Annotated in this window: 24 protein-coding genes; 16 read left to right on the top strand and 8 right to left on the bottom strand. The window is 74.2% G+C overall.

Annotation, left to right across the window (positions count from 1 at the left end):
• Nucleotides 1-271: 271 nt before the first annotated feature.
• The 3 genes from dhaK (at nt 272) to ACFVIU_RS07520 (ending at nt 2345) form a co-directional block, all read left to right on the top strand.
• On the top strand, nt 272-1264 hold the full coding sequence (gene dhaK, locus ACFVIU_RS07510) for a dihydroxyacetone kinase subunit DhaK (RefSeq protein ID WP_385841215.1): 993 nt from the start codon (nt 272-274) through the stop codon (nt 1262-1264).
• Nucleotides 1265-1331: 67 nt separating this feature from the next.
• On the top strand, nt 1332-1931 hold the full coding sequence (gene dhaL, locus ACFVIU_RS07515) for a dihydroxyacetone kinase subunit DhaL (RefSeq protein ID WP_385841216.1): 600 nt from the start codon (nt 1332-1334) through the stop codon (nt 1929-1931).
• A 3-nt stretch (nt 1932-1934) separates the two neighbouring features.
• Complete coding sequence (locus ACFVIU_RS07520; RefSeq protein WP_385841217.1) at nt 1935-2345, top strand: PTS-dependent dihydroxyacetone kinase phosphotransferase subunit DhaM; 411 nt, start codon at nt 1935-1937, stop codon at nt 2343-2345.
• A 566-nt stretch (nt 2346-2911) separates the two neighbouring features.
• Here the strand turns inward: ACFVIU_RS07520 and ACFVIU_RS07525 are convergent.
• The gene (locus ACFVIU_RS07525) at nt 2912-3610 is read right to left on the bottom strand and encodes a glycoside hydrolase family 75 protein (RefSeq protein WP_385841351.1); all 699 of its coding nucleotides are present in this window, start codon (nt 3608-3610) and stop codon (nt 2912-2914) included.
• A gap of 440 nt (nt 3611-4050) precedes the next feature.
• Between ACFVIU_RS07525 and ACFVIU_RS07530 the strand changes: the two genes are divergently transcribed.
• Entirely contained in the window at nt 4051-5025 is a 975-nt protein-coding gene (locus ACFVIU_RS07530; RefSeq protein ID WP_385841218.1) for a fibronectin type III domain-containing protein, read from the top strand.
• 181 nt (nt 5026-5206) lie between these two features.
• Nucleotides 5207-5749, top strand: a complete 543-nt coding sequence (locus tag ACFVIU_RS07535; protein ID WP_385841219.1) for a hypothetical protein — start codon at nt 5207-5209, stop codon at nt 5747-5749.
• A gap of 19 nt (nt 5750-5768) precedes the next feature.
• On the opposite strand, the gene ACFVIU_RS07540 is transcribed toward ACFVIU_RS07535, so the two are convergent.
• Together ACFVIU_RS07540 and ACFVIU_RS07545 are read right to left on the bottom strand one after the other, a co-directional pair.
• On the bottom strand, nt 5769-6314 hold the full coding sequence (locus ACFVIU_RS07540) for a PadR family transcriptional regulator (protein ID WP_385841220.1): 546 nt from the start codon (nt 6312-6314) through the stop codon (nt 5769-5771).
• A gap of 31 nt (nt 6315-6345) precedes the next feature.
• Nucleotides 6346-8361, bottom strand: a complete 2016-nt coding sequence (locus ACFVIU_RS07545) for an FAD-dependent oxidoreductase (RefSeq protein ID WP_385841221.1) — start codon at nt 8359-8361, stop codon at nt 6346-6348.
• A gap of 158 nt (nt 8362-8519) precedes the next feature.
• Between ACFVIU_RS07545 and ACFVIU_RS07550 the strand changes: the two genes are divergently transcribed.
• Entirely contained in the window at nt 8520-8927 is a 408-nt protein-coding gene (locus ACFVIU_RS07550) for a tautomerase family protein (protein WP_385841222.1), read from the top strand.
• A gap of 19 nt (nt 8928-8946) precedes the next feature.
• On the opposite strand, the gene ACFVIU_RS07555 is transcribed toward ACFVIU_RS07550, so the two are convergent.
• Together ACFVIU_RS07555 and ACFVIU_RS07560 are read right to left on the bottom strand one after the other, a co-directional pair.
• Nucleotides 8947-9321 carry a hypothetical protein gene (locus ACFVIU_RS07555; protein WP_385841223.1) on the bottom strand — a complete coding sequence of 125 codons (375 nt, stop codon included), beginning with the start codon at nt 9319-9321 and terminating at the stop codon, nt 8947-8949.
• Between the two features lie 93 nt (nt 9322-9414).
• The gene (locus ACFVIU_RS07560) at nt 9415-10296 is read right to left on the bottom strand and encodes a hypothetical protein (protein ID WP_385841224.1); all 882 of its coding nucleotides are present in this window, start codon (nt 10294-10296) and stop codon (nt 9415-9417) included.
• A 314-nt stretch (nt 10297-10610) separates the two neighbouring features.
• Between ACFVIU_RS07560 and ACFVIU_RS07565 the strand changes: the two genes are divergently transcribed.
• Entirely contained in the window at nt 10611-12689 is a 2079-nt protein-coding gene (locus ACFVIU_RS07565; RefSeq protein ID WP_385841225.1) for a SpoIIE family protein phosphatase, read from the top strand.
• Between the two features lie 12 nt (nt 12690-12701).
• Here the strand turns inward: ACFVIU_RS07565 and ACFVIU_RS07570 are convergent, their stop codons facing one another.
• Complete coding sequence (locus tag ACFVIU_RS07570; protein ID WP_385841353.1) at nt 12702-13496, bottom strand: putative protein N(5)-glutamine methyltransferase; 795 nt, start codon at nt 13494-13496, stop codon at nt 12702-12704.
• Between the two features lie 348 nt (nt 13497-13844).
• On the opposite strand from ACFVIU_RS07570, the gene ACFVIU_RS07575 reads away from it, so the two are divergent.
• Both ACFVIU_RS07575 and ACFVIU_RS07580 read left to right on the top strand, forming a co-directional pair.
• A complete protein-coding gene (locus ACFVIU_RS07575) occupies nt 13845-15563 on the top strand; it encodes a hypothetical protein (protein WP_385841226.1) in 1719 nt (572 codons plus the stop codon).
• Between the two features lie 46 nt (nt 15564-15609).
• On the top strand, nt 15610-16872 hold the full coding sequence (locus ACFVIU_RS07580; RefSeq protein WP_385841227.1) for an AAA family ATPase: 1263 nt from the start codon (nt 15610-15612) through the stop codon (nt 16870-16872).
• Here the strand turns inward: ACFVIU_RS07580 and ACFVIU_RS07585 are convergent.
• Nucleotides 16850-17371: a hypothetical protein gene (locus tag ACFVIU_RS07585; RefSeq protein ID WP_385841228.1), complete on the bottom strand. Its 522-nt coding sequence runs from the start codon at nt 17369-17371 to the stop codon at nt 16850-16852. The genes ACFVIU_RS07580 and ACFVIU_RS07585 overlap by 23 nt on opposite strands.
• 82 nt (nt 17372-17453) lie before the next feature.
• On the opposite strand from ACFVIU_RS07585, the gene ACFVIU_RS07590 reads away from it, so the two are divergent.
• Entirely contained in the window at nt 17454-18743 is a 1290-nt protein-coding gene (locus ACFVIU_RS07590; protein ID WP_385841354.1) for a VWA-like domain-containing protein, read from the top strand.
• Between the two features lie 64 nt (nt 18744-18807).
• Here ACFVIU_RS07590 and ACFVIU_RS07595 read toward each other — a convergent pair whose 3' ends face one another.
• Nucleotides 18808-19893, bottom strand: a complete 1086-nt coding sequence (locus ACFVIU_RS07595) for a hypothetical protein (protein ID WP_385841229.1) — start codon at nt 19891-19893, stop codon at nt 18808-18810.
• An 83-nt stretch (nt 19894-19976) separates the two neighbouring features.
• Between ACFVIU_RS07595 and ACFVIU_RS07600 the strand changes: the two genes are divergently transcribed.
• From ACFVIU_RS07600 to ACFVIU_RS07625, 6 genes are all read left to right on the top strand, one after another.
• Entirely contained in the window at nt 19977-20417 is a 441-nt protein-coding gene (locus ACFVIU_RS07600; RefSeq protein WP_385841230.1) for a MarR family winged helix-turn-helix transcriptional regulator, read from the top strand.
• A gap of 46 nt (nt 20418-20463) precedes the next feature.
• On the top strand, nt 20464-21069 hold the full coding sequence (locus ACFVIU_RS07605; protein WP_385841231.1) for a sulfite oxidase-like oxidoreductase: 606 nt from the start codon (nt 20464-20466) through the stop codon (nt 21067-21069).
• Entirely contained in the window at nt 21062-21841 is a 780-nt protein-coding gene (locus ACFVIU_RS07610; RefSeq protein WP_385841232.1) for a ferredoxin reductase, read from the top strand. The genes ACFVIU_RS07605 and ACFVIU_RS07610 overlap by 8 nt, the downstream gene beginning before the upstream one ends.
• A 215-nt stretch (nt 21842-22056) precedes the next feature.
• Entirely contained in the window at nt 22057-22641 is a 585-nt protein-coding gene (locus ACFVIU_RS07615; RefSeq protein WP_385841233.1) for a hypothetical protein, read from the top strand.
• A gap of 194 nt (nt 22642-22835) precedes the next feature.
• Entirely contained in the window at nt 22836-23804 is a 969-nt protein-coding gene (locus ACFVIU_RS07620) for an acetylxylan esterase (protein ID WP_385841234.1), read from the top strand.
• Nucleotides 23805-23937: 133 nt separating this feature from the next.
• On the top strand, nt 23938-24681 hold the full coding sequence (locus tag ACFVIU_RS07625; protein WP_385841235.1) for a GntR family transcriptional regulator: 744 nt from the start codon (nt 23938-23940) through the stop codon (nt 24679-24681).
• The last annotated feature ends 117 nt before the right edge of the window (nt 24682-24798 follow it).

The raw sequence follows: 24798 nt of genomic DNA on the forward strand, positions 1-24798 counted from the left end.
GCTCGCCCCGCCCCCCTGCCCGCACCCCCCCCGCCCCCCCCGCCGCCCCCGGGCGCTCCCCGCGGGGCCCCGCGTCGTGTCCGGGCAGCAGGCCGCCTCGGCCATGATCCGGTGGCCGGAGGTGACCTTCGCCGGTGCAAGGTCGATACTTCCAGCAGGGGACCCGCTCCGACACTCCGACCAACCGCCAGGATCAAGAACCGTCATGAACGCCGGTGACCTGCGAAAAGGCAGGTCCAGGGCGCAAGCGCCTAGCTGCCGAGGAGACACCATGAGGATGCTGATCAACGTGCCGGAGACCGTTGTGGCCGACGCGCTGCGGGGGATGGCGGCCGCGTATCCGGATCTGGCGGTGGACGTGGAGAACCGGGTGATCGTGCGCCGCGACGCACCGGTGGCCGGGCAGGTCGCGCTGGTGTCGGGCGGCGGCTCGGGGCACGAGCCGCTGCACGGCGGGTTCGTCGGCCCGGGCATGCTGTCCGCCGCCTGCCCCGGCGAGGTGTTCACCTCGCCCGTGCCGGACCAGATGGCCCGGGCCGCGGCGGCCGTGGACAGCGGCGCCGGGGTGCTGTTCGTCGTGAAGAACTACACCGGTGACGTGCTGAACTTCGACATGGCCGCCGAGCTGGCCGAGGACGAGGGCATCCAGGTCGCCAAGGTGCTGGTGAACGACGACGTGGCCGTCACCGACAGCCTCTACACCGCGGGGCGGCGCGGCACCGGGGCGACGCTGTTCGTGGAGAAGATCGCGGGCGCGGCCGCGGCCGAGGGGCAGCCGCTGGAGCGGGTGGAGGCCGTCGCCCGCCAGGTGAACGAGAACTCCCGCAGTTTCGGGGTGGCGCTCAGCGCCTGTACGACCCCGGCGAAGGGCAGCCCCACCTTCGATCTGCCCGAGGGCGAACTGGAGTTGGGCATCGGCATCCACGGCGAGCCGGGCCGGGAGCGGCGGCCGATGATGACCTCCGGGGAGATCGCCGACTTCGCGGTGCACGCCGTCCTGGACGACCTGCCACCGCGCGGTCCCGTGCTGGCGCTGGTCAACGGCATGGGCGCGACTCCGCTGCTGGAGCTGTTCGGGTTCAACGCCGAGGTGCAGCGGGTGCTGCGCGAGCGCGGGGTGGCGGTGGCCCGCACGCTGGTCGGCAACTATGTCACCTCCCTGGACATGGCGGGCGCCTCCGTGACGCTGTGCCAGGTCGACGAGGAGCTGCTCAGGCTGTGGGACGCGCCGGTGAAGACCCCGGCGCTGCGCTGGGGGATGTGAGCGGGCGGACGAGGCCGTCCACACCTCCGGCACATCGGTCAACCGCCCTACCACGCAAGGAGATCCAGTGCTCGACGCCGACTTCTTCCGCCGCTGGATGACGGCGGCCGCCGCTTCCGTCGACCGCGAGGCGGAACGGCTCACCGCCCTCGACTCGGCCATCGGCGACGCCGACCACGGCAACAACATGCAGCGCGGCTTCACGGCGGTGCGGGCCGCCCTGGAGAAGGAGACGCCGGCCACTCCGGGGGCCGTGCTGATGCTGACCGGGCGCCAGCTGATCTCGACGGTCGGCGGCGCCTCCGGACCGCTGTACGGCACGCTGCTGCGCAAGACCGGCAAAGCGCTCGGCGATGCCGCCGAGGTCGGCGAGGAGCAGCTGGCCCAGGCACTGCGGGCGGGCGTGGAGGCCGTGATGGCGCTCGGCGGGGCCGCGCCGGGCGACAAGACCATGATCGACGCCCTGGTGCCGGCCGTGGACGCGCTCGGGGACGGGTTCGCCGCGGCGCGGGCCGCCGCCGAGCAGGGTGCGGAGGCCACCGTTCCGCTGCAAGCCCGCAAGGGCCGGGCGAGCTATCTCGGGGAGCGCAGCATCGGCCACCAGGATCCGGGGGCGACCTCGTCCGCGCTGCTGATCGCGGCCCTCGCCGACACCGCGGAGGGCTGACGGGTGGCTGAGGAGAAGCTGGTCGGAATCGTGCTGGTGTCGCACAGCGCGGAGGTGGCCGCGGCCGTCGCCGAGCTAGCGAAGGGCCTGGCGAGCGGGGCCACCGCGGTGCCGGTGGCCCCGGCGGGCGGCACCGAGGGCGGCGGGCTCGGCACCAGCGCCGAGCTGATCTCCGCCGCCGCGGCCTCGGTCGACCGGGGAGCGGGGGTGGCGGTGCTCACCGACCTCGGCAGCGCGGTGCTCACCGTGAAGGCGCTGCTCGCCGAGGGCGACGAACTCCCGGAGAACACCCGGCTGGTGGACGCGCCCTTCCTCGAGGGAGCGGTGGCCGCGGTGGTCACGGCATCCACCGGCGCCGACCTGGCCGCGGTGGCCGCCGCGGCCGCGGAGGCGTACGACTACCGCAAGGCCTGACACCGGCCGCGAACTCCCTGCGGGGGGGGCTCCACCCACACCGACACGGGCGCCCTGCCAGGCCGTACCCGGCCCCGCCCTGGCAGCCGGTGCAGGCGCTCTTTCCCCCGGCGGGGGCCCGCGCCGGTGCTCGCCGACGGACAGGCGTCGGCTGCACGTGCCCTGTCCCCCGCGCCAGACCCCGGTCGGACGCGCCGGCCGTGGAGGCATACGACCACCGGAACCGGGTGCGCGTGGCCGCCCGCCGAACGCCCTGCGGAACTCCGCCTCACGTCGGTGCCGGGGGACGCCGGACGCACACACCCACCCCTGCCGGACCGCGCTCGCCCACGACTCCAGCCGCCCTGACTGAACGGACACACCCGGCGGCGGGTACGCGCACTCCCCGCCGGCGTATGGCCCGCAACCCTGCTCGCCCGCGCCGCCCCACGACGTCGGCCGTCCTGAAGGGCCGGCCGGTACTCGCCGACGGACCAGTCACGACTGCCCACGCCCCTCCCCCTCCGCCAGGGGACCGCCCCGCGGCCCACCTGGCCAAGCAGCTCCCGGCGCCGGGCGGCCCCGGGTCACTCGTCGGTCGTGAAGCGTCTGGCCAGGCGCTCGCCCGTCGTCGCCGTCGCCGCGTGGTCCTCGATGGGGTCGACGTGGGAGTTCTTGAAGATGATGTAGGTGACGCCGGAGTCCGTCCCTCCGTCGCGGGGGTCGGGTCGGATGCCGAGGCCCAGGGCGGTGGCGTAGGAGGCCTCGCCGATGAGGTCGCGGGGGCCGGTGTCGCCGACGACGGCGTACTGCACCCGGTCCCGGTAGACGACGGCGGCGACGGAACCGCCCCGGATGCCGTGCGCGCGGTAGTCCCAGAGGGGGCTGGGCGCCGGGACGACGACGTAGGGCAGTGTCTCGGCGTTCAGATGGCGTCCGTCGGACTGCTGGAAGGCGGTCGTCGGGGCGAACAGCGGGTCGGTGCGGCTGTTGCAGCGGGTGGTGGGCCGGCCGTCGCAGTCGATGTCCAGGTCGGCCTTCCAGAAGACGGCGGTCCGGGTGTTGCAGACGGGGACGGTCGCGGGGCGGTCGGCGTCGGTGCGGTACCGGCCGTGGGAGATCCGGACGCACTCGGCGACCCGGGTCAGCAGGTCGGCGGCGGTGACGGCGCCCTCACTGCGGGCGGGACCCTGTCGGGCCGGGACGGCGGAGGCCGGGGCGGGCAGGGCGGCCGGGGCCAGCAGCACCGCGCCGGCCGCGGCCAGCGTCAGCGTCGGGACACGCACACGCACGTGGGGTGGGCCTCTCTCCTCGGGGACGGTGGAGACTTCCAGGCCACTGTGGGGCGGCGCCGGGCACCCGGCCGTCAGGACCGCTCCGAAGGGGCCGGATGGAGCACGCGTCTGACACCCCGTGAGGCGACACCCGGGGACGTGGCACTGGACAGCGGGCGGACAACAGGGGTCGGGGTCCGGGCCGGTGCGGCTCCGGACCCCGGCCGCCCGCGTCGGCGCAGTACCGGCGACGACAGCGAGTCCGCGCCAAAGGCATGAACTTCCCTGCCCTGTCCGGGAGTTCAGCCGTAGGGAGACTCAGCATACGGAACCGCTCCGGCCGCCCACCAACGCGGCCCTCTTGCCCCGGCCGCACCAGCGGGGCCATATTGGTCCGGACCTTTCCCGTCCTGCCGTGGGATACCGGCACCGTCCCCGGGGAGGCACACGCCGTGCGCCGCGTGCCCGTTCCGCTCGCCCTGGTCTGTGCGGCTCTGCTGCTGGTGGCGGCGTGCGGCTGGGGCGCGGCCGCCGCCGGCGACGACGGCCGTATGCCCGGCGCCCCGGCCGGGGTCACCGCGACGGCGGGCAGCGCCACGACCGTGCACGTGATGTGGAACGCGGTCACGGACGGCCCGGGCATCCGCTCCTACGAGGTATACCGGGGCACCACGAAAGCGGCCGAAGTACCGGGCTCACAGCACATGGTGGACGTCATCAGGCTCAGGCCGTCGACCATGTACGCGTTCTCCGTGCGGGCCCGGGACACCGACGGCCGGCTCGGACCGCCGAGCCGGCCGGTCAGGGCGCGCACCCCCGCCCTGGCGGCGGCCGACCGCACCGCCCCGACCCGGCCCGGGCGGCCGAGCGGCCGGGCCCTCGGCAGCCGGGCCGTGCGGCTGTCCTGGGGCGCGTCCCGGGACGACCGCGGCGTGGTGTCGTACGACATCTGCCAGGGCGGGGTGAAGATCCACGGGGTGGGCGGCGACCGGACCACCGCCGTGGTCACCGGGCTGCGCCCCGGCACCGGGTACGTCTTCACGGTCCGGGCCAGGGACGCCGCGGACAACGCCTCCCCGGCGAGTACGCCCGTCCGTCTGACCACGCCCGGCAGCGACGACGGCCGGGACACCGCGCCCACCGGCTTCACCGCCACGGCCCACCGGTCCGACGGGGCCTACTACCTCGACCTGGCCTGGGACCCGCCGCGCGTGGACGGCGTCGTCACGGAGTACCAGGTGCGGCTCGACGACGCCACGGCCACCTCGCTGGTGTGGGGCGGCACTCCGCCGCGCGGCCGGGCGCACTACAGCTTCTACGCGGGCCGGACCGCCGGGCAGGAGCACCGGGTACGGCTGCGGGCGCGGCTGCCGGACGGGACGTGGGGCGGCTGGACGGCGCAGCGGACCGTGCGCACAGCCGGCTGACTCCCGCACCCCCTCGGCGGGCCGCCGTGCGCCGGACGGTGGAATCCGTCACCTGGCCGGGTGCGCTCCGTGTGCGGGCGGGCCCCGGGCCGCGTTGGCTGCCACTGAGGCAGCACGGACGTTTCCCGACCCTCGGCGGCGCATGGGACGTACCGCCAACCGTGCCGCTGGAGGCCAGACGATGCGCAACTCCAGACTTCCGCTCCGCTGCGGCCTGACCCTGGCGGCCGCCGCCACGCTCCCGGCCGCACTCGCCGGACCGTCCGCCGCGGCATCGGGCATCTCCGTCAGCACCACCGGCTCCACCGTCTCGGTGGTCACCAGCGCGTGCACCCAGATCAACGGCAGCTGGGGCACCGCGGCCCTGCTCACCAGCCGCCAGGCGAACTTCTCCCAGGGCCGTCAGGTGGCGCTGGCGGGCACCACCATCAGCCAGTCCGCGGCCTGGACCCAGGTGAGCCCGGGGACGTACACGGTGGTCGTGGTCTGCTCCAGCGGCAGTACGGCGGGCACCCAGTCGGTGATCGTGTCGTCGTCGCCGAGCCGGCCGACGATCTCGTCGACGTCCACGCCGACGCCGTCCCGGGGCGTGATGGGCGGCCTGGGCGGCGCCGCCCGTGACTACGGTCCGCTGACCCTCGGCATCGGCGCCGCCCTGGTGGGCGCCGGGGTCATCGCCACCGGCTGGGTGCTGCGGCGGCGCTCGAAGCCGTACCGCCTCTGACGGACCGCCCGCCCGGCGTTCAGTCGGCGTCCGGCAGCCCGGCGACCTCCGCCACCGCGTGGCTCAGCCACTGGGTCCAGAAGGTCTCCAGGTCGATGCCGGCCCGCAGCACCAGATGGCGCAGCCGGTCCTCGGGGGCGTCCCGGTCCGGCGGGAAGTCCCGCTTCTCGATCTCCTGGTACTCGGCCAGCTGCCGCTGGTGCAGCTCCAGATGGCGCCGCAGGTCGTCGCCCAGACCGGCCGCGCCGACGACCGCGGCGGCGCGCAGCCGGAGCAGCAGCGGGTCCCGCTGCGGCTTCGGATCCTGCGCGGCGGCGGTCCAGCGGGCCAGCTCGGCACGGCCCGCGGGCAGGACCTCGTAGCTCTTCTTCTGCCCGCGGAGCGGCTGCTCCGGCGGCAGGGTGCGGATGAGCCCCTCGGCCTCCAGCTTCCCCAGCTCGCGATAGATCTGCTGATGGGTCGCGGACCAGAAGTAGCCGATCGACTTGTCGAACCGGCGGGTCAGCTCCAGCCCCGACGACGGCTTTTCCAGCAGGGCGGTGAGGATCGCGTGCGGGAGAGACATGGGCTCATCCTAGGGACGTACGGCCGCCGTCCTACAGGGCCGCGGCCAGCTCGGTGCCCTGCTTGATGGCCCGCTTGGCGTCCAGCTCGGCCGCCACGTCCGCGCCGCCGATCAGGTGTGCGCTGCGGCCGGCGGCGACCAGCTCCTCGTACAGGTCCCGGCGCGGCTCCTGCCCGGTGCACAGCACCACGGTGTCGACCTCGAGGACCGTGCTCTCCTCGCCGACGGTGATGTGCAGGCCGGCGTCGTCGATCCGGTCGTAGCGCACGCCCGGCACCATGGTGACGCCACGGTGCTTCAGTTCCGTGCGGTGGATCCAGCCGGTGGTCTTGCCGAGGCCGGCGCCGACCTTGCTGGTCTTGCGCTGGAGCAGGTGGACCTGGCGCGGCGGGGCCGGCCGCTGCGGGGCGGCGAGCCCGCCGGGGGCCTGGTAGTCCATGTCGACGCCCCAGGCGCGGAAGTAGGTCTCCGGGTCCTCGTGGGCCTTGTCGCCGCCGTCGGTGAGGTACTCGGCGACGTCGAAGCCGATGCCGCCCGCGCCGAGCACGGCGACACGCTCGCCGACCGGGGCGCCGTCGCGGAGCACGTCGAGGTAGCCGAGGACGCGCGGGTGGTCGATGCCGGGGATGTCCGGGGTGCGCGGGGTGACCCCGGTGGCGACCACGACCTCGTCGTAACCGTCCAGGTCGGCGGCGGTGATCCAGGTGTCCAGGCGTACGTCGACACCGTGCGCGGAGAGCTGGTGGCGGAAGTAGCGCAGCGTCTCGTCGAACTCCTGCTTGCCGGGGACCTTGCGGGCCACGTTGAGCTGGCCGCCGATCTCGCTCGCCGCGTCGAACAGGGTGACGGCGTGGCCGCGTTCGGCGGCGGAGACCGCGCAGGCGAGTCCGGCCGGGCCCGCGCCGACGACCGCGACGCGCTTCTTCAGCCGGGTCGGGGAGAGCACCAGCTCGGTCTCGTGGCAGGCGCGCGGGTTGACCAGGCAGGAGGTGATCCTGCCGCTGAAGGTGTGGTCCAGGCAGGCCTGGTTGCAGCCGATGCAGGTGTTGATGGCGTCCGGTGTGCCGGCGGCGGCCTTGGCGACGAAGTCGGGGTCGGCGAGCATCGGGCGGGCCATCGACACCATGTCCGCGTAGCCGCCGGCGAGCAGCTCCTCGGCGACCTCGGGGGTGTTGATGCGGTTGGTGGTCACCAGAGGCACGGACACCTCGCCCATGAGCTTCTTGGTGACCCAGGTGTAGGCGCCGCGCGGCACGGAGGTGGCGATGGTGGGGATGCGGGCCTCGTGCCAGCCGATACCGGTGTTGATCAGGGTCGCCCCGGCGGCCTCGATCTCCTTGGCGAGGGTGATCACCTCGTCCAGGGTGGAGCCGCCCGGGACCAGGTCCAGCATGGACAGCCGGTAGATGACGATGAAGTCCTCGCCGACGGCCTCGCGGACCCGCTTGACGATCTCCACCGGGAAGCGCATCCGGTTCTCGTAGGAGCCGCCCCAGCGGTCGGTGCGCTGGTTGGTCTGCCGGGCGATGAACTCGTTGATGAGGTAGCCCTCGGAGCCCATGATCTCCACGCCGTCGTAGCCGGCCTGCCGGGCGAGGCGGGCGGTGCGGGCGTAGTCGTCGATGGTGCGCTCGACGTCCGCGTCGGTCAGCTCGCGCGGCACGAAGGGGCTGATCGGCGCCTGGAGCGGGCTCGGTGCGACGAGGTCCTGGTGGTAGGCGTAGCGGCCGAAGTGCAGGATCTGGAGCGCGATCCGGCCGCCCTCGCGGTGCACGGCCTCGGTGACCACGCGGTGCTGCTCGGCCTCGGCCTCGGTGGTGAGCTTGGCTCCGCCCTCGTACGGTCGGCCCTCGTCGTTGGGGGCGATGCCGCCGGTGACGATGAGTCCCACTCCCCCGCGCGCGCGGGCGGCGTAGAAGGCCGCCATGCGCTCGAAGCCACGCTCGGCCTCCTCCAGGCCGACGTGCATGGAGCCCATGAGCACGCGGTTGGGCAGGGTGGTGAATCCCAGGTCGAGCGGGGTCAGCAGATGGGGGTAACGGCTCATGGGGCCCTCCGTGCGGGGTGTGGTCGTCTCTTGTTGTAGAGGACGCCCCTACCTTTGTGCAACTAGTTGCATAACCACGGAAGGGTGACACCGGCCACTCTGTACCTACTAGTATGTACAGAGCTCGCGGAAGACCGTTCCGGAAAGGACGTACCGCCATGCCCTTCGTCCGTATCGACGCGCTCGGCACCGACCCCGCCCGCCTCGGCGCCCTCGGCGACGCCGTCCACGAGGCACTGACCGAGACCCTCGGCGTGCCGCCCGACGACCGCTTCCAGGTGCTCACCGGCCACGACGGCGTCACCGGCACCCTGCGCTACGACAGCTACCTGGGCCTGCCGAAGGACGCCTCGGCGGTGTTCGTGGCGATCACCCTGCGCGCCGGACGGAGTCCGGAGCGGAAGCGGGCGCTGTACCGGCGGATCGCCGAGCTGGTCCACGAGCGCACCGGCACCGCGCCGCACAACGTCGTCGTCACGCTCACCGAGAACACCGACGTCGACTGGTCCTTCGGCGACGGGCTGGCGCAGTACGCCCCGGCCGGCGCGGAGCCGGCCGGGGCGTAGGACCCGGGGAGCGGGGTCGTCAGCGGCTCTGGAGCCGCAGATGGAGGTCCCGCTCCTGGTCGCCGGAGGCCGTGCAGGTCTCCTCGACACTGAAGATGGCGTCCAGGGTGTGCCGGAACCGGTCCACGGCCCAGTAGCCGCCCTGCACGTCCGCCTGGACCGGCGAGTGCAGCTCGACCGGCGGACAGTCCCGCCCGCGGGCCTCCGCCACGTCATAGGTACCCAGCCACACCATGGGCCGGGTCTCGTGCAACTGCTGAGGGACCTCGTCCGCGCCCCGGTCGGACGCGAAGCAGGAGTTCAGCGCATCGAAGACGATGCGAGCGTCCTCCTTGGAGCATCCGCTGATCTCCACCGTGACGGTTTCCGGATGCGACCGCTCCGTGTGGGTCATGACCGCTCCTTTCCTGCCGTACCGCGAGGGCACGGGGTACCCCGGCACACCGCGTCCAACCCCAGGAAAACACCACCCGCGGCCGCGCACACCTCAGCCACGGGAGAATGTGTAGGTCTTGCTGTCGGTGAGCACGCAGAACCCCGGGGACACCACGATCACCCGCAGCACACCGGTACGGCGGTCGTAGTCGATGCCCTCGCTCTCGAAGGTGCCGGAGCAGGAGCTGCGCAGCGGGAGCGGGCGCAGGGCCGTCACATGGCCGGTGACGTCGGCGGAGCCGTTCGGCGGGGCGGAGAGGTCGACCTGGAGCAGCGGCTTGGTCATCCCGAAGAGGCTGCCGTCCGGGTCGTCGGAGGAGCACAGCAGGGTCGTCGGACCGGAGAAGTCGCAGCCCTGGACGTCGCGGACGGCGTGGTCCAGGACGACGGTCGAGGCCTGCGGGAGGTTCGCGCCGGGCGAGGTGGCGGGGTTCTCGCCGGGCGTGGGGAAGACCAGGAAGCGGGTCATCGTGCCCCATTCGCCGGACAGCATCCACTGGCCGTCGGGCGAGATCGTGTCCCAGGAGTTGTTCAGGGCCTCGCCGGGGCTCAGCGTGTGGACGTACTCCGACCAGGCGCCGTCGGGCCCCTGCACGCGGAACATCTTGGAGTTGCCGGAGTCCTGCTGGTAGGGCTCGATGTAGTAGCCCTCGTAGGAGGCGTCGGGGTCGCCGACGTGGTTCCAGCCGCGCAGGGAGACGCCGAGCGGGATGGTGCCGATGCCGGTGTAGTGGTTGGGACTGTTCGCCGGGACCTCCACGGAGGCGAGTCCCTGGCTCTCGGTCAGCGGGTCGGCCCGGTCGGAGCCGGTCTCGGTCCAGGTGTCGGCGGCGAAGGCGGGTGCGGGTGCGGCGAGGGACACGACGGCGGCGGTGGCCAGGGTGACGAGTCCGGCGAGGACTCCATGGCAACGTTGCCGGGCGGACGCGGGCATGGCCGACTCCTCGGGCAGGGGTGGGGGCACTCGGTCGGCGGACAGTCTGGCGTGGCGCGATAGTCATGTACAGACCAATGGAGCAACATGAGCGTGAACTCTCACGGCCCGCGGGATCACGCTGTACGGTCTCGACAGGAGCCCCCGCACGCGTGTACGGCGGCAGGCTGCTTCCGGCGGACGTCCGCCGCGTGGTGAGAGATGGTGGAGGTAGACCGGTCAAGGCGGCGGAGAGTCGGTGTGAGCACGGCAGGACAAGGGGAGTCGGCACGGGGGACGGCGTGCCGTACGAACGGGCGAAGGCGGTGCGGGGCATGAGTGCAGCCGAGGCTCCGGCAGCGGACAGCGGCGAGCCGGCACGCGGCCCGTTGCGGCCGGGCGGCCTGCTCGACGTGCTCGGCGTGGCGTCGGTCGTGCTGGACACCGAGGGCCGGATCGTGCTGTGGAGCCCGCAGGCCGAGGAGCTGTTCGGGTACTCCGCGCAGGAGGCCCTCGGTCAGTACGCCGCCCGGCTGATGGTGCACAAGCGCCACAGCGAGCTGGTCGGCAGGCTCTTCGCCGATGTCATGCGCACCGGACAGAGCTGGGCCGGCGGTTTCCCGGTCAGACACAAGGACGGCAGCACCCGGCTGGTGGAGTTCCGCAACATGCGGCTGCTGGACGACCGCGGCGATGTGTACGCGCTCGGCCTCGCCGCCGACCAGTCGACCGTACGGCGGCTGGAGCAGGACGTCGCGCTGTCCGAGCGGATGGTGAAGCAGTCGCCGATCGGCTACGCCGTCCTGGACACCGAGATGCGGTTCGTCTCGGTCAACCCGGCCCTGGAGAAGATCAACGGCGTACCGGCCGCCGAGCACATCGGGCGCCGGCTGCACGAGGTGCTGCCGATGCTGGACTCCGGCCCGGTGGAGGCCGGAACCCGGCAGGTGCTGGAGACCGGCGTACCGGTGATCGACGACACCACGATCGGCCGTACCCCCGCCGACCCGGACCACGACCACACCTGGGTGCACTCGCTGTACCGGCTCGACGACGCGATGGGCAACGTGCTGGGCGTGGCCGTCTCCGTGGTCGACATCACCGAGCAGCACCGGGCCGCCTTGGAGGCGGAGGCGGCCCGGCGCCGGCTCGCCGTCATCGCCGACGCCTCCGCCCGCATCGGCACCACGCTGGAGCTGGAGCGCACCGCCTGCGAGCTGGCCGAGGTCGCGGTACCCGAACTCGCCGACGTGGCCGCGGTGGACCTGCTGGAGGCGGTGGTGGGGGGCCGGCGCAGCACGCTCGGCCCGGCGGAGTCCGCGGTGATCCGGGCGCTGGCGGTGCGCCCGGAGGACGACTCGGACGCGGTCCGGGCCGCCGACCCGCCCGGCCAGATCGCCCGGTACGCCCCCGACCGCCTGGTCACCGAGTGCGTCCGTACGGGTGAGGCGGTGCTGGTGCCGCAGGTGAAGGACGAGGACCTGCCGCGCATCGCCCGCTCCGCCGAGGCGGCCGCGCTGCTCGGCCGGGCGGGACTGCACTCCTATCTCGCGGTGCCGCTGATCGCGCGCGGCGAGGTGCTCGGCGCCCTGGACCTCAAACGCACCCGCAATCCGGCGCCGTTCGACGAGGACGACGTCCTGCTCGCGCGGGAGCTGGCCGCCCGCGCGGCCGTGCAGATCGACAACGCGCGCTGGTACCAGAACGCCCGCAACACGGCGCTCACCCTTCAGCGCAGTCTGCTGCCCAGCCATCCCCCGGTCACCACCGGCCTGGAGGTGGCCTCGCGCTACCAGCCCGCCGGGGCCACCAGCGAGGTCGGCGGCGACTGGTTCGACGTCATCCCTCTGGAGGGCGGCAAGACCGCGCTGGTGGTGGGCGATGTGATGGGCAGCGGCATCAGCGCCGCCGCGACCATGGGCCGGCTGCGGACGGCGACCACCACCCTGGCCGCGCTCGACCTCGACCCGGCGCGGCTGCTGGAGCACCTGGACAAGACGACCTCGGCGCTGGACCACTCCATCGCGACCTGTGTGTACGCCGTCCACGACCCGCATCTGCGGCAGTGCCGGATCGCCAACGCCGGCCATCTGCCGCCGGCCCGGATCCGGCCCGGCCGCCCGCCGGAACTGCTCGACCTGCCCACCGGGGTGCCGCTGGGCGTGGGCGGGGTCGCCTTCTCCACCGTGACCGTCGACTTCGAGCCCGGCGACGTGCTGGTGTTCTACACCGACGGGCTGGTGGAGACGCGCCGTCACTCGCTGGACGAGCGCCTGGACTTCCTGCTGTCCCTGCTCGACGACCCCGCGCGCCCGCTGGAGGAGGTCTGCGACTTCCTGCTGCGGACCCTGCACCACCCCGACAACCACGACGACGTGGCCCTGCTCATCGCCCGGGCGCAGGAACTGCCGTAGCCGGCGCGGAGGTCAGCGCCGTACGCCGATCACGACGTGCGCGGGAAAGTCCTCCGACACGGCCAGACGGGCCGTCAGGCCCGCGTCGGTGAAGGCCTGGACGGCGGCCGGTGCCTGGCGCTCGCTGGTCTCGGAGAGCAGGCGGCCGCCGGGCGCGAGCCACTCGGGCGCCCCGGCGGCGACCCGGCGCAGCACATCGAGCCCGTCGGCGCCGCCGTCCAGGGCGACCAGCGGCTCGTGGTCGCGGGCCTCGGCGGGCAGCAGGGGAACCTCGCCGGTGGGCACATAGGGCACGTTGGCGGTCAGCACACCGACGCGGCCGCGCAGTCCGGCGGGCAGCGCGTCGTACAGGTCGCCCTGGTGGGCGTGGCCGCCGAAAGCGGTGAGGTTGCGGCGGGCGCAGCGTACGGCGGCCGGGTCGATGTCGGCCGCGTGCACCTCCGCGCCGTCCAGCGCGGCGGCGAGGGCCGCGCCGAGCGCACCGGAGCCGCAGCACAGGTCGACGACCACGGTCGCGTACGGCGCCTCGGCCAGCGCCTGCTCGACCAGGAACTCGGTACGGCGGCGGGGCACGAACACGCCTGGTTCCAGGGCGATCCGCAGTCCGTGGAACTCGGCCCAGCCGAGGACCTGTTCGAGCGGGAGTCCGGCGGCCCGCCGCTCCACCATCGCGGCGGCCTCCTCGGGGCCGCGGGCGGTGGCGAGGATCAACTCCGCCTCGTCCTCGGCGAAGACGCATCCGGCGGAACGGAGCCGGGCGACGACGGCGGAGGGGTCGGCAGGGGACAGCGGGGAGACAGGAGACAGCGGGGCGGCACTGGGAAGAGAGGGCACGGAAGAGGGCACGGAAGCCTTGAGCCTTTCGGGAGCGCGAGAGGGGGGCGCTCCCGCGGTCACCGGTGCCGGTGCACCGCGCCGTCGGGAAGAGAGAGCACCCCGGCTGGCACAGCGGTGATGGGTCCCACCTCCTCGGCGACAGGGGCCGCACGGTCCGCGGCCGGACGGCCACCATACCCCAGCCGCACGGCCGTTCCCCCGGCGCGCCGGGCCCGGAAAAAGCGCTGGCGCGGTGCCCGGCCGGAGAACTACGCTCCCCGCGATGACGACTCACCGAGCAGACAGATGGGGGGTCCCGTCCACGGAAGGTGAGCGCTGATGCTCATCCCGACCGTGCACGAGGATTCCCGCCTCTCCCTGTGGCTGCGCGTACGCGAGTACGCCGTGCCACCGTCCATGATCGAGGCCGCCACCGGCCGCCGTGAGGCCGGTGACTGGGCCGGAGCCTGCGCCGCGGCCCGGATCGACGTCGACCTCGATCTGCGTTCCGTCGCCCGGGTCCACGGCCGCGAACTCGCGTCCCTGGTCCGCGCCGACCTCCGCCGGCTCGCGCCCGACCTGCTGCGCTGGCACATGCCGAGGGTCGCGCCCGACGGGCTGCTGCGCCCCGGGCTGACGCTCACCCTGGCCCGCTACCCGGGTTCCGGCCGGGAGGGCGCCGTCCACCTCGTCGCCCGTACCGCCCCGGCCTGGGCCGACGGCGGCCAGCGCATCAGCCTCGCGCTGTGGGACCCGGCCGGGGCGTCGGACGGCGGCCATCCGCGTCCCCGTCCGCACCGACGCTTCCGGCTCGATCTGCACCGCCACCTGTGGGACGCGAGCAGACACCTGGAGCTGCGGACCCGGTCGGGCGCGGACGGACCGGCGCCACCGGACCTCGACCCGCTGGGCCTGGCGCCGCCGGGGCTCGGCTGTGCCGTGGCCCGCTGGGCGGCCGAGGCGGCGCTCCTGTGCCAAGCCGAGGGCCGCTCCGACGGCGCGTTCACGGTACGGCTGGGCAGCCGCCGCCGACTGGTGCTGGAGCTGGTGCCGCAGGGGCCCGTTTGCGGCGTGTGCCGGATATCGGGGCCAGTGGGGTCTGCGGGGCCGGTGGGGTCCGTGCCGGTGGCGGAGCGAGCCCGATGCGCGCTCTCCGGGGACACGGAGGGCGGCGGTGCCTTCCGCACCGGGTGGCCCGGCCGAGGCGGACGGTGGTCCGGCCGGGGCGGAGCGGTGGAGCCGGTGCCTGCCGACTCCGGCGCGGGCCCGTCGCGGCACCCAGGCCGGCCGGATGCCGCCGGGGCGACCCCGGCGGCACACCCGCTCCGGACCGGCCCGGATGTCTGCCGGCACTGCGGCGGGCCCGGTCGGTTCGCCACCGACGCGCCGTGGGCGGGGCTGCGGGCCGTCACCGGGCCCGTGCCGGGCGGAACCGGCGGGCTGCCCGTGTTGCCGGACGCGGCCGTCCGGGTCGCGCCCGACCTGGAGTTGGTGCGGGCCGGGCTGCTCGGCGCGGACCGGCTGCATCCGCTGGTCGCCGCCGCGCTGGCCCCGGGCCACCCGGCTCCCGGCACGGTCCGCGCCACCGACCCGGCGGACCTGGCCGGCCGGGTGGAGTGCCGGGGCGCCACGCACCGGATCGGCCTGGTCGACGGCGTCCTGGCGCCGCTCGACCACGACCCGGACGAGATCCGCCGCGAGGAGCTGCTGGCCGCGTTCGGCGGTTCGCCGCTGCCCTGTCTGCGGGCCGTCGACGCGGCGCACCGCCGCCCGGACTGCCTGCCCGGTGTCCGGGAGCGCCTGGCCCACGGCGACACCACCGGTGCGCTGGCCGTGGTCGAGGGCCTGCTGGGCCCCGGCGCCGTCCTGCGGGACGGGCCGCTGCGCGACGAGCTGGCGGCGGCCGCCGAACGCCGCATCGCCTACGGGCTGTACCGGGCGGGTCTGACCGGCCCCGACCGCACCGGATCCGCCGCCCGGGACCGTGGCACGCCCTCGGCCGTGCGGGACCGCCGCCCCAGCCGGGGCCGGTACCGCAGCACGGCCACCTTCTACTGAACTCCCTTCCGCTTTCGCCCACTTCACACCCCAAGGTGACCTCTCCATGCCTTCCTGTGTCTCCGCTGCCCTGCCCACTGACGCCCCCGAAGCCCTCGACGCCTCCCGGCTCGCCGTGGCCGACGCCCTGTTGGACCTGTTGCGCGACACCACCACCGAGCCCCGAACCGACACCCAGCTCGAGGCGCTGACCCTGGCGGTGACCGCCGACCTGCCGGTGCTGCTCTGGGGCGAGCCGGGCATCGGCAAGACCGCGGCGCTGAACCAGCTCGCCGCGGCCCTGGAACTCCCGCTGACCACCGTGATCGCGAGCGTCCACGAACCGTCCGACTTCGCCGGGCTGCCCGTCGTGGGAGACGACCCCGCCGTGCAGGGAGTCCCGATGGCCCCGCCGGACTGGGCGGTACGGCTGGTACGGGCCGGGCGGGGACTGCTCTTCCTGGACGAACTGTCCACCGCTCCCCCGGCCGTGCAGGCGGCCCTGCTGCGGCTGGTGCTGGAGCGCCGGATCGGCGCGCTGCGGCTGCCGCCCGGCGTGCGCATCGTGGCCGCCGCCAACCCGCGCTCCTCGGCCGCCGACGGCTGGGAGCTGAGCCCTCCGCTCGCCAACCGGTTCGTGCATCTTCAGTGGGCGCACGATCCCGACGTCGTCGTACGCGGCCTCGGCGGGACCTGGCCGCTGGCCACGCTGCCCCGGCTGGATCCGCAGCGGCTGCCGGAGGCGGTGGACTTCGCGCGGCGCGCGGTGTGCGGGTTCCTCACCGCCCGGCCGGGGCTGGTGCACCGGCTGCCCGGCGGGGAGAGCCGGCGGGGCGGCGCCTGGCCGTCGCCGAGGAGCTGGGAGGCCACCGTGCGGCTGGTCGCCTTCGCGACCGCCGCCGGGTCCTCGCGGGACGTGCTGGCGCTGCTGGTCCGGGGCACCGTCGGGGACGGCCCGGGCCTGGAACTGCTGGCGAGCCTGGACCGGATGGACCTGCCCGACCCCGAGCAGCTGCTCGCCGACCCGCGGGCCGCGGAGCTGCCCGAACGCGGGGATCTGCGCCAGGCGGTGCTGGACGGGGTGGTGGCCGCGGTCCGCAACCGGCCGGATCGGGCCCGCTGGGACGCGGCCTGGACCCTGCTGGTGCGGGCCATGGAGAGCGGGGCGCCGGACGTGGTGGTCGTCCCCGCGACCACACTGGCCGCGCTGCGCCGGGACGACTGGGACGTACCGACGGCGATCGAGCGGCTCGGCGCGGCCATGGCTCTCTCCCGCCGGGCCGACGAGGCCGCCCGAAAGGCCTCGCTCACCGGCGGGGGCCGCCGATGAGGGCGGGGGCGGTGGGGGTGGCGGGAACGCCGGGGACCGCAGGGGCGCGATTGACCGCCGGGGCGCCGGTGACGGAGCGTTCGCCGACGACGGCGAGGGCGCCGGGGACGACGGGTACAGGCATGACGGCGAGGACGCCCGGGACCGCGACGACGCCGCATCCCGTGACGGAGCGTTCGCCGATGACGGTGGAGACGCCGGTGACGGAGACAGCCGTGACGGCAAGGACACCCGGGACGGCGAGGACGCCGCATCCCGTGAGGGAGGGATCGCCGACGACCGCCGGGGCGCCGGGGACTGCGGGGGCGCCCGGGACTGCGGGGGTGCCCGGGACGGAGGGGGCGCCCGGGACTGCGGGACCCCGCGCCGGATGGGATGCCCGTGACGCCGGGGCCACAGGCGTCACGGCCATGACGCCCGGGACGGCGAGGACACCGGACCCCGTGACGGAGGGTTCGCCGATGACGGCGGGGACGCCCCTGAGGGAGGAGACAGCCATGACGGCGGGGACGCCGGACCCCGTGACGGAGCGATCGCCGCTGACGGCCGGGGCGCCGGATCCGGTGACGGAGGGTTCGCCGATGACGGCCGAGGCGCCGGACCCCGTGACGGAGCGGTCGCCAGGGACGGCCGAGGCGCCGGATCCGGCGGCCGTCCTCGACGTCGGCAAGCTGTACGCGGCGCGACTGTACGCCGCCCGGGTGCGGCCGTACCTGGCCACGGCGCTGTTCGCGCTGCACCCGGTGGCGTCACGGCAGGTGCCGACGATGGCCGTGGACCGGCACTGGCGGTGCTATGTGTCGCCGGCGTTCGTGGACCGGATGCCGGTGGAGGAGCTGGCCGGGGTGTGGGTGCACGAGGTCGCCCATCTGCTGCGCGACCATCACGGCCGAGGTGACCGGCTGGCACGTGCGGAGGGCCTGACCGGTCGCGGGGACCGGCTGCGGATGAACATCGCCGCGGACTGCGAGATCAACGACGACGTGTTCGGCGACGGTCTGGTACGGCCCCCGGACGCCGTGACCCCGGAGAGGCTGCGGCTGCCCGAGGGCCTGTTGATGGAGGCCTATCTGCGGCACATCCGGCTGGACGCGATGCCGGACGGGCTGGCCTGGCTGGACTGCGGCAGCGGTGCCGACGGGCTCGCCCGGGAGTGGGATCTCGGGCCGGAGGGCGCCCACGGGCTGAGCGAGCAGGAGCGGGACGCCGTCCGCTTCCGGGTGGCGCAGGGCATCAACGGCCGCCCGGGCAACGCTCCGAAGGGGTGGCGGCGCTGGGCCGAGGAGGTGTTCCATCCGCCGCTGCCCTGGCGGGAGTTGCTGGGTGCGGCCGTCCGCTCGGCGGTCTCGGGCGGGGGTGCGGGCGATGACTACAGCTACGGCCGCCCGGCGCGGCGTGCGGCGAGCCTGCCCGGTGTCGTCCTGCCCAGCCTGCGGCGCAGGCCGCCGCGGGTGTGTGTGGTGGTCGACACCTCCGGCTCGGTCAGCGACGCGGAACTCGGCAGTGCGCTGCTGGAGGTGGCCGCGATCGGCCGGGCCGTGGGTGGCCGGCGGGACCTGGTCGGTGTGCTGTCGTGCGATGCGGCGGCGCGGGTCGTGCAGCCGCTGTGCCGGGCGGAGGGCATCGAGCTGGTGGGCGGGGGCGGGACCGATCTGCGGGCGGGGTTCGCGCGGGCGCTGCGGGAGCGGCCCGATGTGGTGGTGGTCCTCACCGACGGGCAGACCCCCTGGCCCGAGGAGCGGCCGCCCTGCCGGACGGTGGTGGGGCTGTTCCCGCGCGCCGGGGCGTGGAGCGAGGAGGACCCGTACGACGAGCCGACCGCGCCGCCGGCGTGGGCACGGGCGGTGCGGATCGGGTCGGCGCCGGGGTGACGGACCGGCAGGGAGCCTCCGCCCGTCTCCGAGCGGTGCGCTCCCTGTCTCCGTCGGGGCTCGGTCAGACGCCGACCGTCTCCTCGACCTCCTCCTCGGCATCGTCGGCCGCCTCGGTCTCCTCGGCGGGGGTGCTGGCCGCTACCGGTGCGGTCTCGGCCACGGCCGGGTGCTGGCCGGCCGCGTGCCGGGCCCGCCGGGGCCGCTCGTACAGGGCCGCGATCCCGCTGACGACGAGGCCGGCGAGCAGCCAGACCACGAGGGTCCACGCGTTGCGGGCGAGACCGTCGCTGCCGAAGTAGAGCAGGCTGCGGACGCCCTCGACGAAGCCGGCGCCGTTCCAGAAGGCATGCAGGGTGCCGAAGAAGCCGTTCTGGAGCTCGGGTCGGAATAGGCCGCCGGAACTCGTGAAGTTCAACATCACGAACAGCACCATCATGGTCAGCGTGGTCCACCGCTTCAGGAAGGTGTGCAGGCCGACGCCGATGAAGAGGATGCCCGCCGAGTACAGCCAGGCCATGCCCCACACGCCCGCGAGGTCGTGGTGCGCGAGGTGGAACACCGGCCCGGCGAGCAGCGCGCCGATGCCGCTGACCACGGCGGAGACACCGAGCGCGAGCAGTGCGCGTACCCGCATCGGCAGGGCGGCACCGGCGGCGCCGAGGGCGGCGACCGAGGCGTAGGAGCCGATGCTGAGCGCGATCAGCAGGAAGAACAGGCCCTGGCCGGTGGGGTCGTCGGCGACCGGGGCGGCCACGTCGGTGACCTTCAGCGGGACGCCCTCCTTGGCGGCGACCGGGGTGAAGACCTTCTCCACGGCGGTAGCCCCCATGTCGGAGGCGGCGCTCGCGACGAGCAGCTCGGGGGACTTGGCGCTCGGCACATAGGCGCCGGTCACATCCCGGGAGGTGAGCAGGTCGACGGCCTCCGCGCGGGTGGCGACGGTACGGACGTCGAGCTTGTCCCCCGCGGTGTCCTTGACCGTCTGGGCGAACACCTTCGCCTGCGGTCCGGCACCGACGACGGCGACGGGCATGTGGTGCGGCTCAGGGGTCACAAAGGCCCCCATGTAGGCGAGCCCCATGCCTATGCACATCAGCAGCGGGGTGATCAGGTGCGTCAGCACATGGCGCAGTGCCGGTGACCTCATCGCGCGCGACCTCCAAAGGTTGGCTTATACAACTTTCACTTCAAGTTGTACTATACAACTAGAACGCCGGAGGAGGTATTCCCGTGAGCGCAGCGGAGTCGGCCGTGGAGGCGATCCAGCGCGAGATGACCATGTTCGCCCGCCGGGCCCGGGCCTCGGCGGGCCGTATGCACCCCGAGCTGTCCCTGGTGTCGTACACCCTGCTCAGCCACCTGGAGGAGCAGGGCGGCTGCCGCGCGACCGACCTGGCGGCCCACTACGCCCTGGACAAGTCCACGGTGAGCCGACAGGTGGCGGCACTGGAGCGGGCCGGACTGATCGAGCGCCGGCCGGATACGGAGGACGCCCGGGTGCACGTGCTGCACCTGACCGCGGCCGGCCGGGAGATCCTGGCCCAGGTCACCCGCAGCCGCCGGGCCGCCTTCCAGGAGCGGCTCGCGGACTGGCCGGAGGCGGACCTGGTCCGCTTCGCGGCCTATCTGGAGCGGTACAACGCGGGCCCGCCCGCCGGCGGGCACAGCTGATCCGACCAGGGACGGAGCAGCCGGAGTGGCAGCGTACGGTTGAACCATGAACGTCACGCGAGGCTTCACGGGCCGTCCGCGCGTCCACAACCCCGGTCTGCCACCGGGGCAGTACGACGCGCGTGACGACTGGCCCGTCCTGTCCGCCGAGGTCACCCCCGACCTCGACCCCGCCGACTGGTCCTTCCGCATCGACGGCCTGGTCGAGGAGGAACGGACCTGGGACTGGGAGGAGGCGCACGCCCTGCCGGCGTCGGCCTACACCGGGGACATCCACTGTGTGACCGGCTGGTCGAAGTTCGGCGTGCGGTTCGGCGGGGTGTCGCTGGACGCCTTCTTCCATAGGGTGCGGCCCCATGTGTCCGCCACACATGCCCTCGCGTACTCGCACACCGGCTACACCGCGAACCTGCCCCTCGCCGACCTCACCGGCGGCCGGGCCTGGATCGCCTGGGAGTACGACGGCGCGCCGCTGGCGCCCGAGCACGGCGGCCCGGCGCGGCTGCTGGTGCCCCATCTCTACTTCTGGAAGAGCGCGAAGTGGATCGCGGGCATCACGCTCCTCGACCACGACGAGCCGGGCTTCTGGGAGCGCAACGGCTACCACGCGCGCGGCAACCCGTGGGAGGAGCAGCGGTACTCCGGTGACTGATCCGACGACGACACCCCCGGCCGCCCCGAGCGGCCCCGCGACACGGTTCGCCGTGCCCGACCGCATCGCGGTGAGCACGAGCACGGCGACGACGTGGCAGACGGCCACCCTGACGCAGATCCGGCGCGAGACGCCGCGCGCGGCCACCTTCCGGCTGGCGGTGCCCGGGTGGGCCGGGCATCTTCCCGGGCAGCATCTGATGCTGCGGCTGACCGCGGCGGACGGGTACACGGCGCAGCGCCACTACTCGATCGCGTCCGCGCCGGACGACTCCGGCCACCTGGAGCTGACCCTGGACCACGTGCCGGGCGGCGAGGTCTCCGGCTGGTTCCACACGGTGGCCCGGCCCGGGGACACGGTGCAGGTGCGGGGCCCGCTGAGCGGCTTCTTCGCCTGGCCGGGCGACCGGCCCGCGCTGTTGCTGGGCGCCGGCTCGGGGGTCGTACCGCTGATGTCGATGGTGCGGCACCACCGGGCGCGCGGTCTGAGCGTGCCGCTGCGGATGCTGGTGTCGGCGCGCGGCCCGGAGGAGCTGATCTACGCCCGCGAGCTGGGCGCGGAGACGACCCCCGTGCTCACCCGCAGCGCCCCGCCCGGGGTGGCGGTGGGACGTATGACGGCCGCACATGTGGCGCCGCTCCTGGCCGAGCAGCCCGCCCATGGGTGGGAGGCCTATGTGTGCGGCTCCAACGGCTTCGCCGAACACGCGTCACGGCTGCTGGTGGCGGCGGGCCAGCCGGTCGAGCGGATCCGCATCGAGCGCTTCGGCTGAGCGCCGGGTCGCACCGCCGAGCGGGCCGCGCGAGCGCCGGGCGCATACCGCCCCCCGCGCTCCAAAGGGCCCGAAGTCGCGGTTCCGGATGTGCGCGAGGTGCGCCGTACGGGGTACGAGACGGGTGTGGATGCTCGTGCACGGCTGTGCGTCCGGACGGGCCGGTGAACCGGCCCGTCCGCCGCTCCCGCCGCGGCGATGGCACGGAGGTGGACATGCGGACCCGGATGCATGGCTGGCGCTGGCGGAGCAATCCGCTGCGGCGCCGGTCGGACGTCGTGGAGGCGTGGACCGTGCTGATCGTCGCCGTCCTGCTGTTCGTGGTGGCGCCCCTGGTGGGCGTCGCCGTGGGTCTGCGCGCTCATGACCAGGCCGCGTCGGCGGCGGCAGCCCAGCGGGCCGAGCGGCACCGGGTGCGGGCCACGGTGGTCGGCGACCCGCCGCAGCGACTGTCCGCGGCCGAGGGCGACCGGGCCCGCCCTTACCGCGCCGAGGTGCGCTGGTCCGAGCCCGGCAAGGGCACCCGCACCACCTGGGCCCGGGTGCCGGCGGGGAGCCGGACCGGGGACGTGGTCCCCGTGTGGTTCGACGCCCAGGGCCGCAGCGTGCCGCCTCCGCCGGGGGACGCGGCGGTGTGGCAGCACGCGGTCTCCGTCGGTCTGTGCGCGGCGGGCGGCGCGGCCGGCGTGGTCCTCCTCGGCCACGCGGTCGAGCGCCGGATCGCCCTGCGCCACCGGCTGGCCGAGTGGGAGCGGGAGTGGGCGCGCACCGGACCGAAGTGGACGCAGCCGCGGACCTGACCCACCCGAATGACCCGACCACTCCCCCTCGTCCGGAGCACCGGACACCCCCGCTCAGCAAGCGCTTACTCACCCCTGGACCAGCACCGCAATCGCCGTACGGCCGCACCGATGACTCGGCCTGGGCCTGGCCAGTGATCCGATCACCCGCGTACGGTGAGCCGACACGCTCTTCTTCACAAAGGCGGTTGCCGATGGCCCTGTTCGACCTTTCCCTCGAGGAACTCCGCGACTACCGCAGCGAGTCCATCGAACCCGAGGACTTCGACGCCTTCTGGGACAAGACGCTCCAGCAGGCGCGCGAGCACGAACTGGACGCCCGCTTCGAGCGGGTGGAGACCGGACTGTCCACGGTCGAGGTGTACGACGTGACGTTCGCCGGGTTCGGCGGCCACCCCGTCAAGGGCTGGCTGAAGCTGCCGGCCGGTGCCTCCGAACCGCTGCCGCTGGTCGTGGAGTTCATCGGGTACGGCGGTGGCCGCGGGCTGCCGCACGAGAACCTGCTGTGGGCGTCGACCGGCCGGGCGCACTTCATCATGGACACCCGGGGACAGGGCAGCGCCTGGGGCGGTGGCGGCGGCACGGCGGACCCGGTGGGTGCCGCACCGGCGTACCCGGGGTTCATGACGCGCGGCATCGACGCGCCGGAGAACTACTACTACCGCCGTGTGTTCACGGACGCCGTGCGCGCGGTGGAGGCGGCCCGGTCGCACCCGCTGACCGACGCGGCGCGGACGGTGGCGACCGGCGGGAGCCAGGGCGGCGGCATCACCATCGCCGTGGGCGGTCTGGTGCCCGATCTGGCCGCGATCGCGCCGGACGTGCCGTTCCTGTGCGACTTCCCGCGCGCGACGGTTTCGACGGACCGTCACCCGTACCGGGAGATAGGCCTGTTCCTCAAGACCCACCGCGGCCGTGCGGCGGAGGTGCAGCGCACGCTGTCGTACTTCGACGGGGTCCACTTCGCGGCCCGCGGCCGGGCGCCGGCGCTGTTCTCGGCGGCCCTGGAGGACCAGACCTGCCCGCCGTCGACGGTGTTCGCGGCGTTCAACGCCTGGGCGCACGAGGACAAGGCGATCGAGGTGTACGACTTCAACGACCACGAGGGCGGCGGCCCCTTCCAGGAGGCGGCGAAGCTGCGCTGGCTGCGCGCGTACGCCTGAGTCCGCGGGCCGGGAGCGGTCGGGTTTCGGCCGAACCGCCGGGCAGCCCTTCCCTTGTGGTTTAGACCAATGCTAAGTGTGGTCGCGCAATGAGCCCGCACGGCTACGTCTGGTCACCAACAGGAGGCGCGGCATGGCCCGCACCACCCCCCTCGCTCTCCCCCGGCACGCGGACCTCCCGCGCTATGCGCAGGTCGCGACGCTGCTGCTCGACGAACTGCGCGACGGCACCATCCCGCCGGGTGAACGCCTGCCGGGCGAACGGCACCTGGCGGCGCACTTCGGTGTCAGCCGGGAGACCGTCCGGCAGGCGCTCGACATGCTGCGCCGCGGCGGTCTGGTCGCCACCGACCGGCGGGGCAGCCATGCCACGCTGCCCGGCCGGCCCGTGGGGGCGCCGTGGTCGCCGACCTTCCCGGTCGGCGCCCGGCCCGCGGATCCGTGTGCCGTCGACCGGGCCACGGTGACCTGGGAGACACCGCCGCCGGAGCACGCGCGGGCGCTGGACCTGGCCCCGCACCGGCCGACGCTGGTGCACCGCTACCGGTCGGCCGCGCCCGACGGCCGCACTCTGCGGACGGCGGTGACGTCGTTCTCCGCGGTGGCCCTGGCCGAGGTGGCCGAGCTGGCCCGCTACCGGGACCGGGCGGACGGGGCCACCCCCGCGCAGCTGCGGCGGGCCTACGACTGGATGCGCAAGGCCGGTCTGACCCTGCACCACCGGGACACCATCAGCCAGTCGGGCGCGGCTGCCGCGGTCCGGGTGACCCGGCGGGTGCACGACCAGTACGCCCGTCCGCTGGAGATCACCGATCTCGTGGTCGACGCCCACCAGGACGAACTGGTCTACGAGTTCATGCTGCCCGCCGCGGGCTGACCGGCGCTCGCCACCAGCAGCCGGGGGGGGGGGGGGGCAAAAGAACCCAAGACAAACAACCGAAGGGCGGGGACGGAGAAAGAGGGGACAGACAGCGAAAAAACACCGCAAACACCA

This window comes from Streptomyces sp. NPDC127190 (assembly GCF_042672505.1).
Lineage (GTDB): Bacteria > Actinomycetota > Actinomycetes > Streptomycetales > Streptomycetaceae > Streptomyces.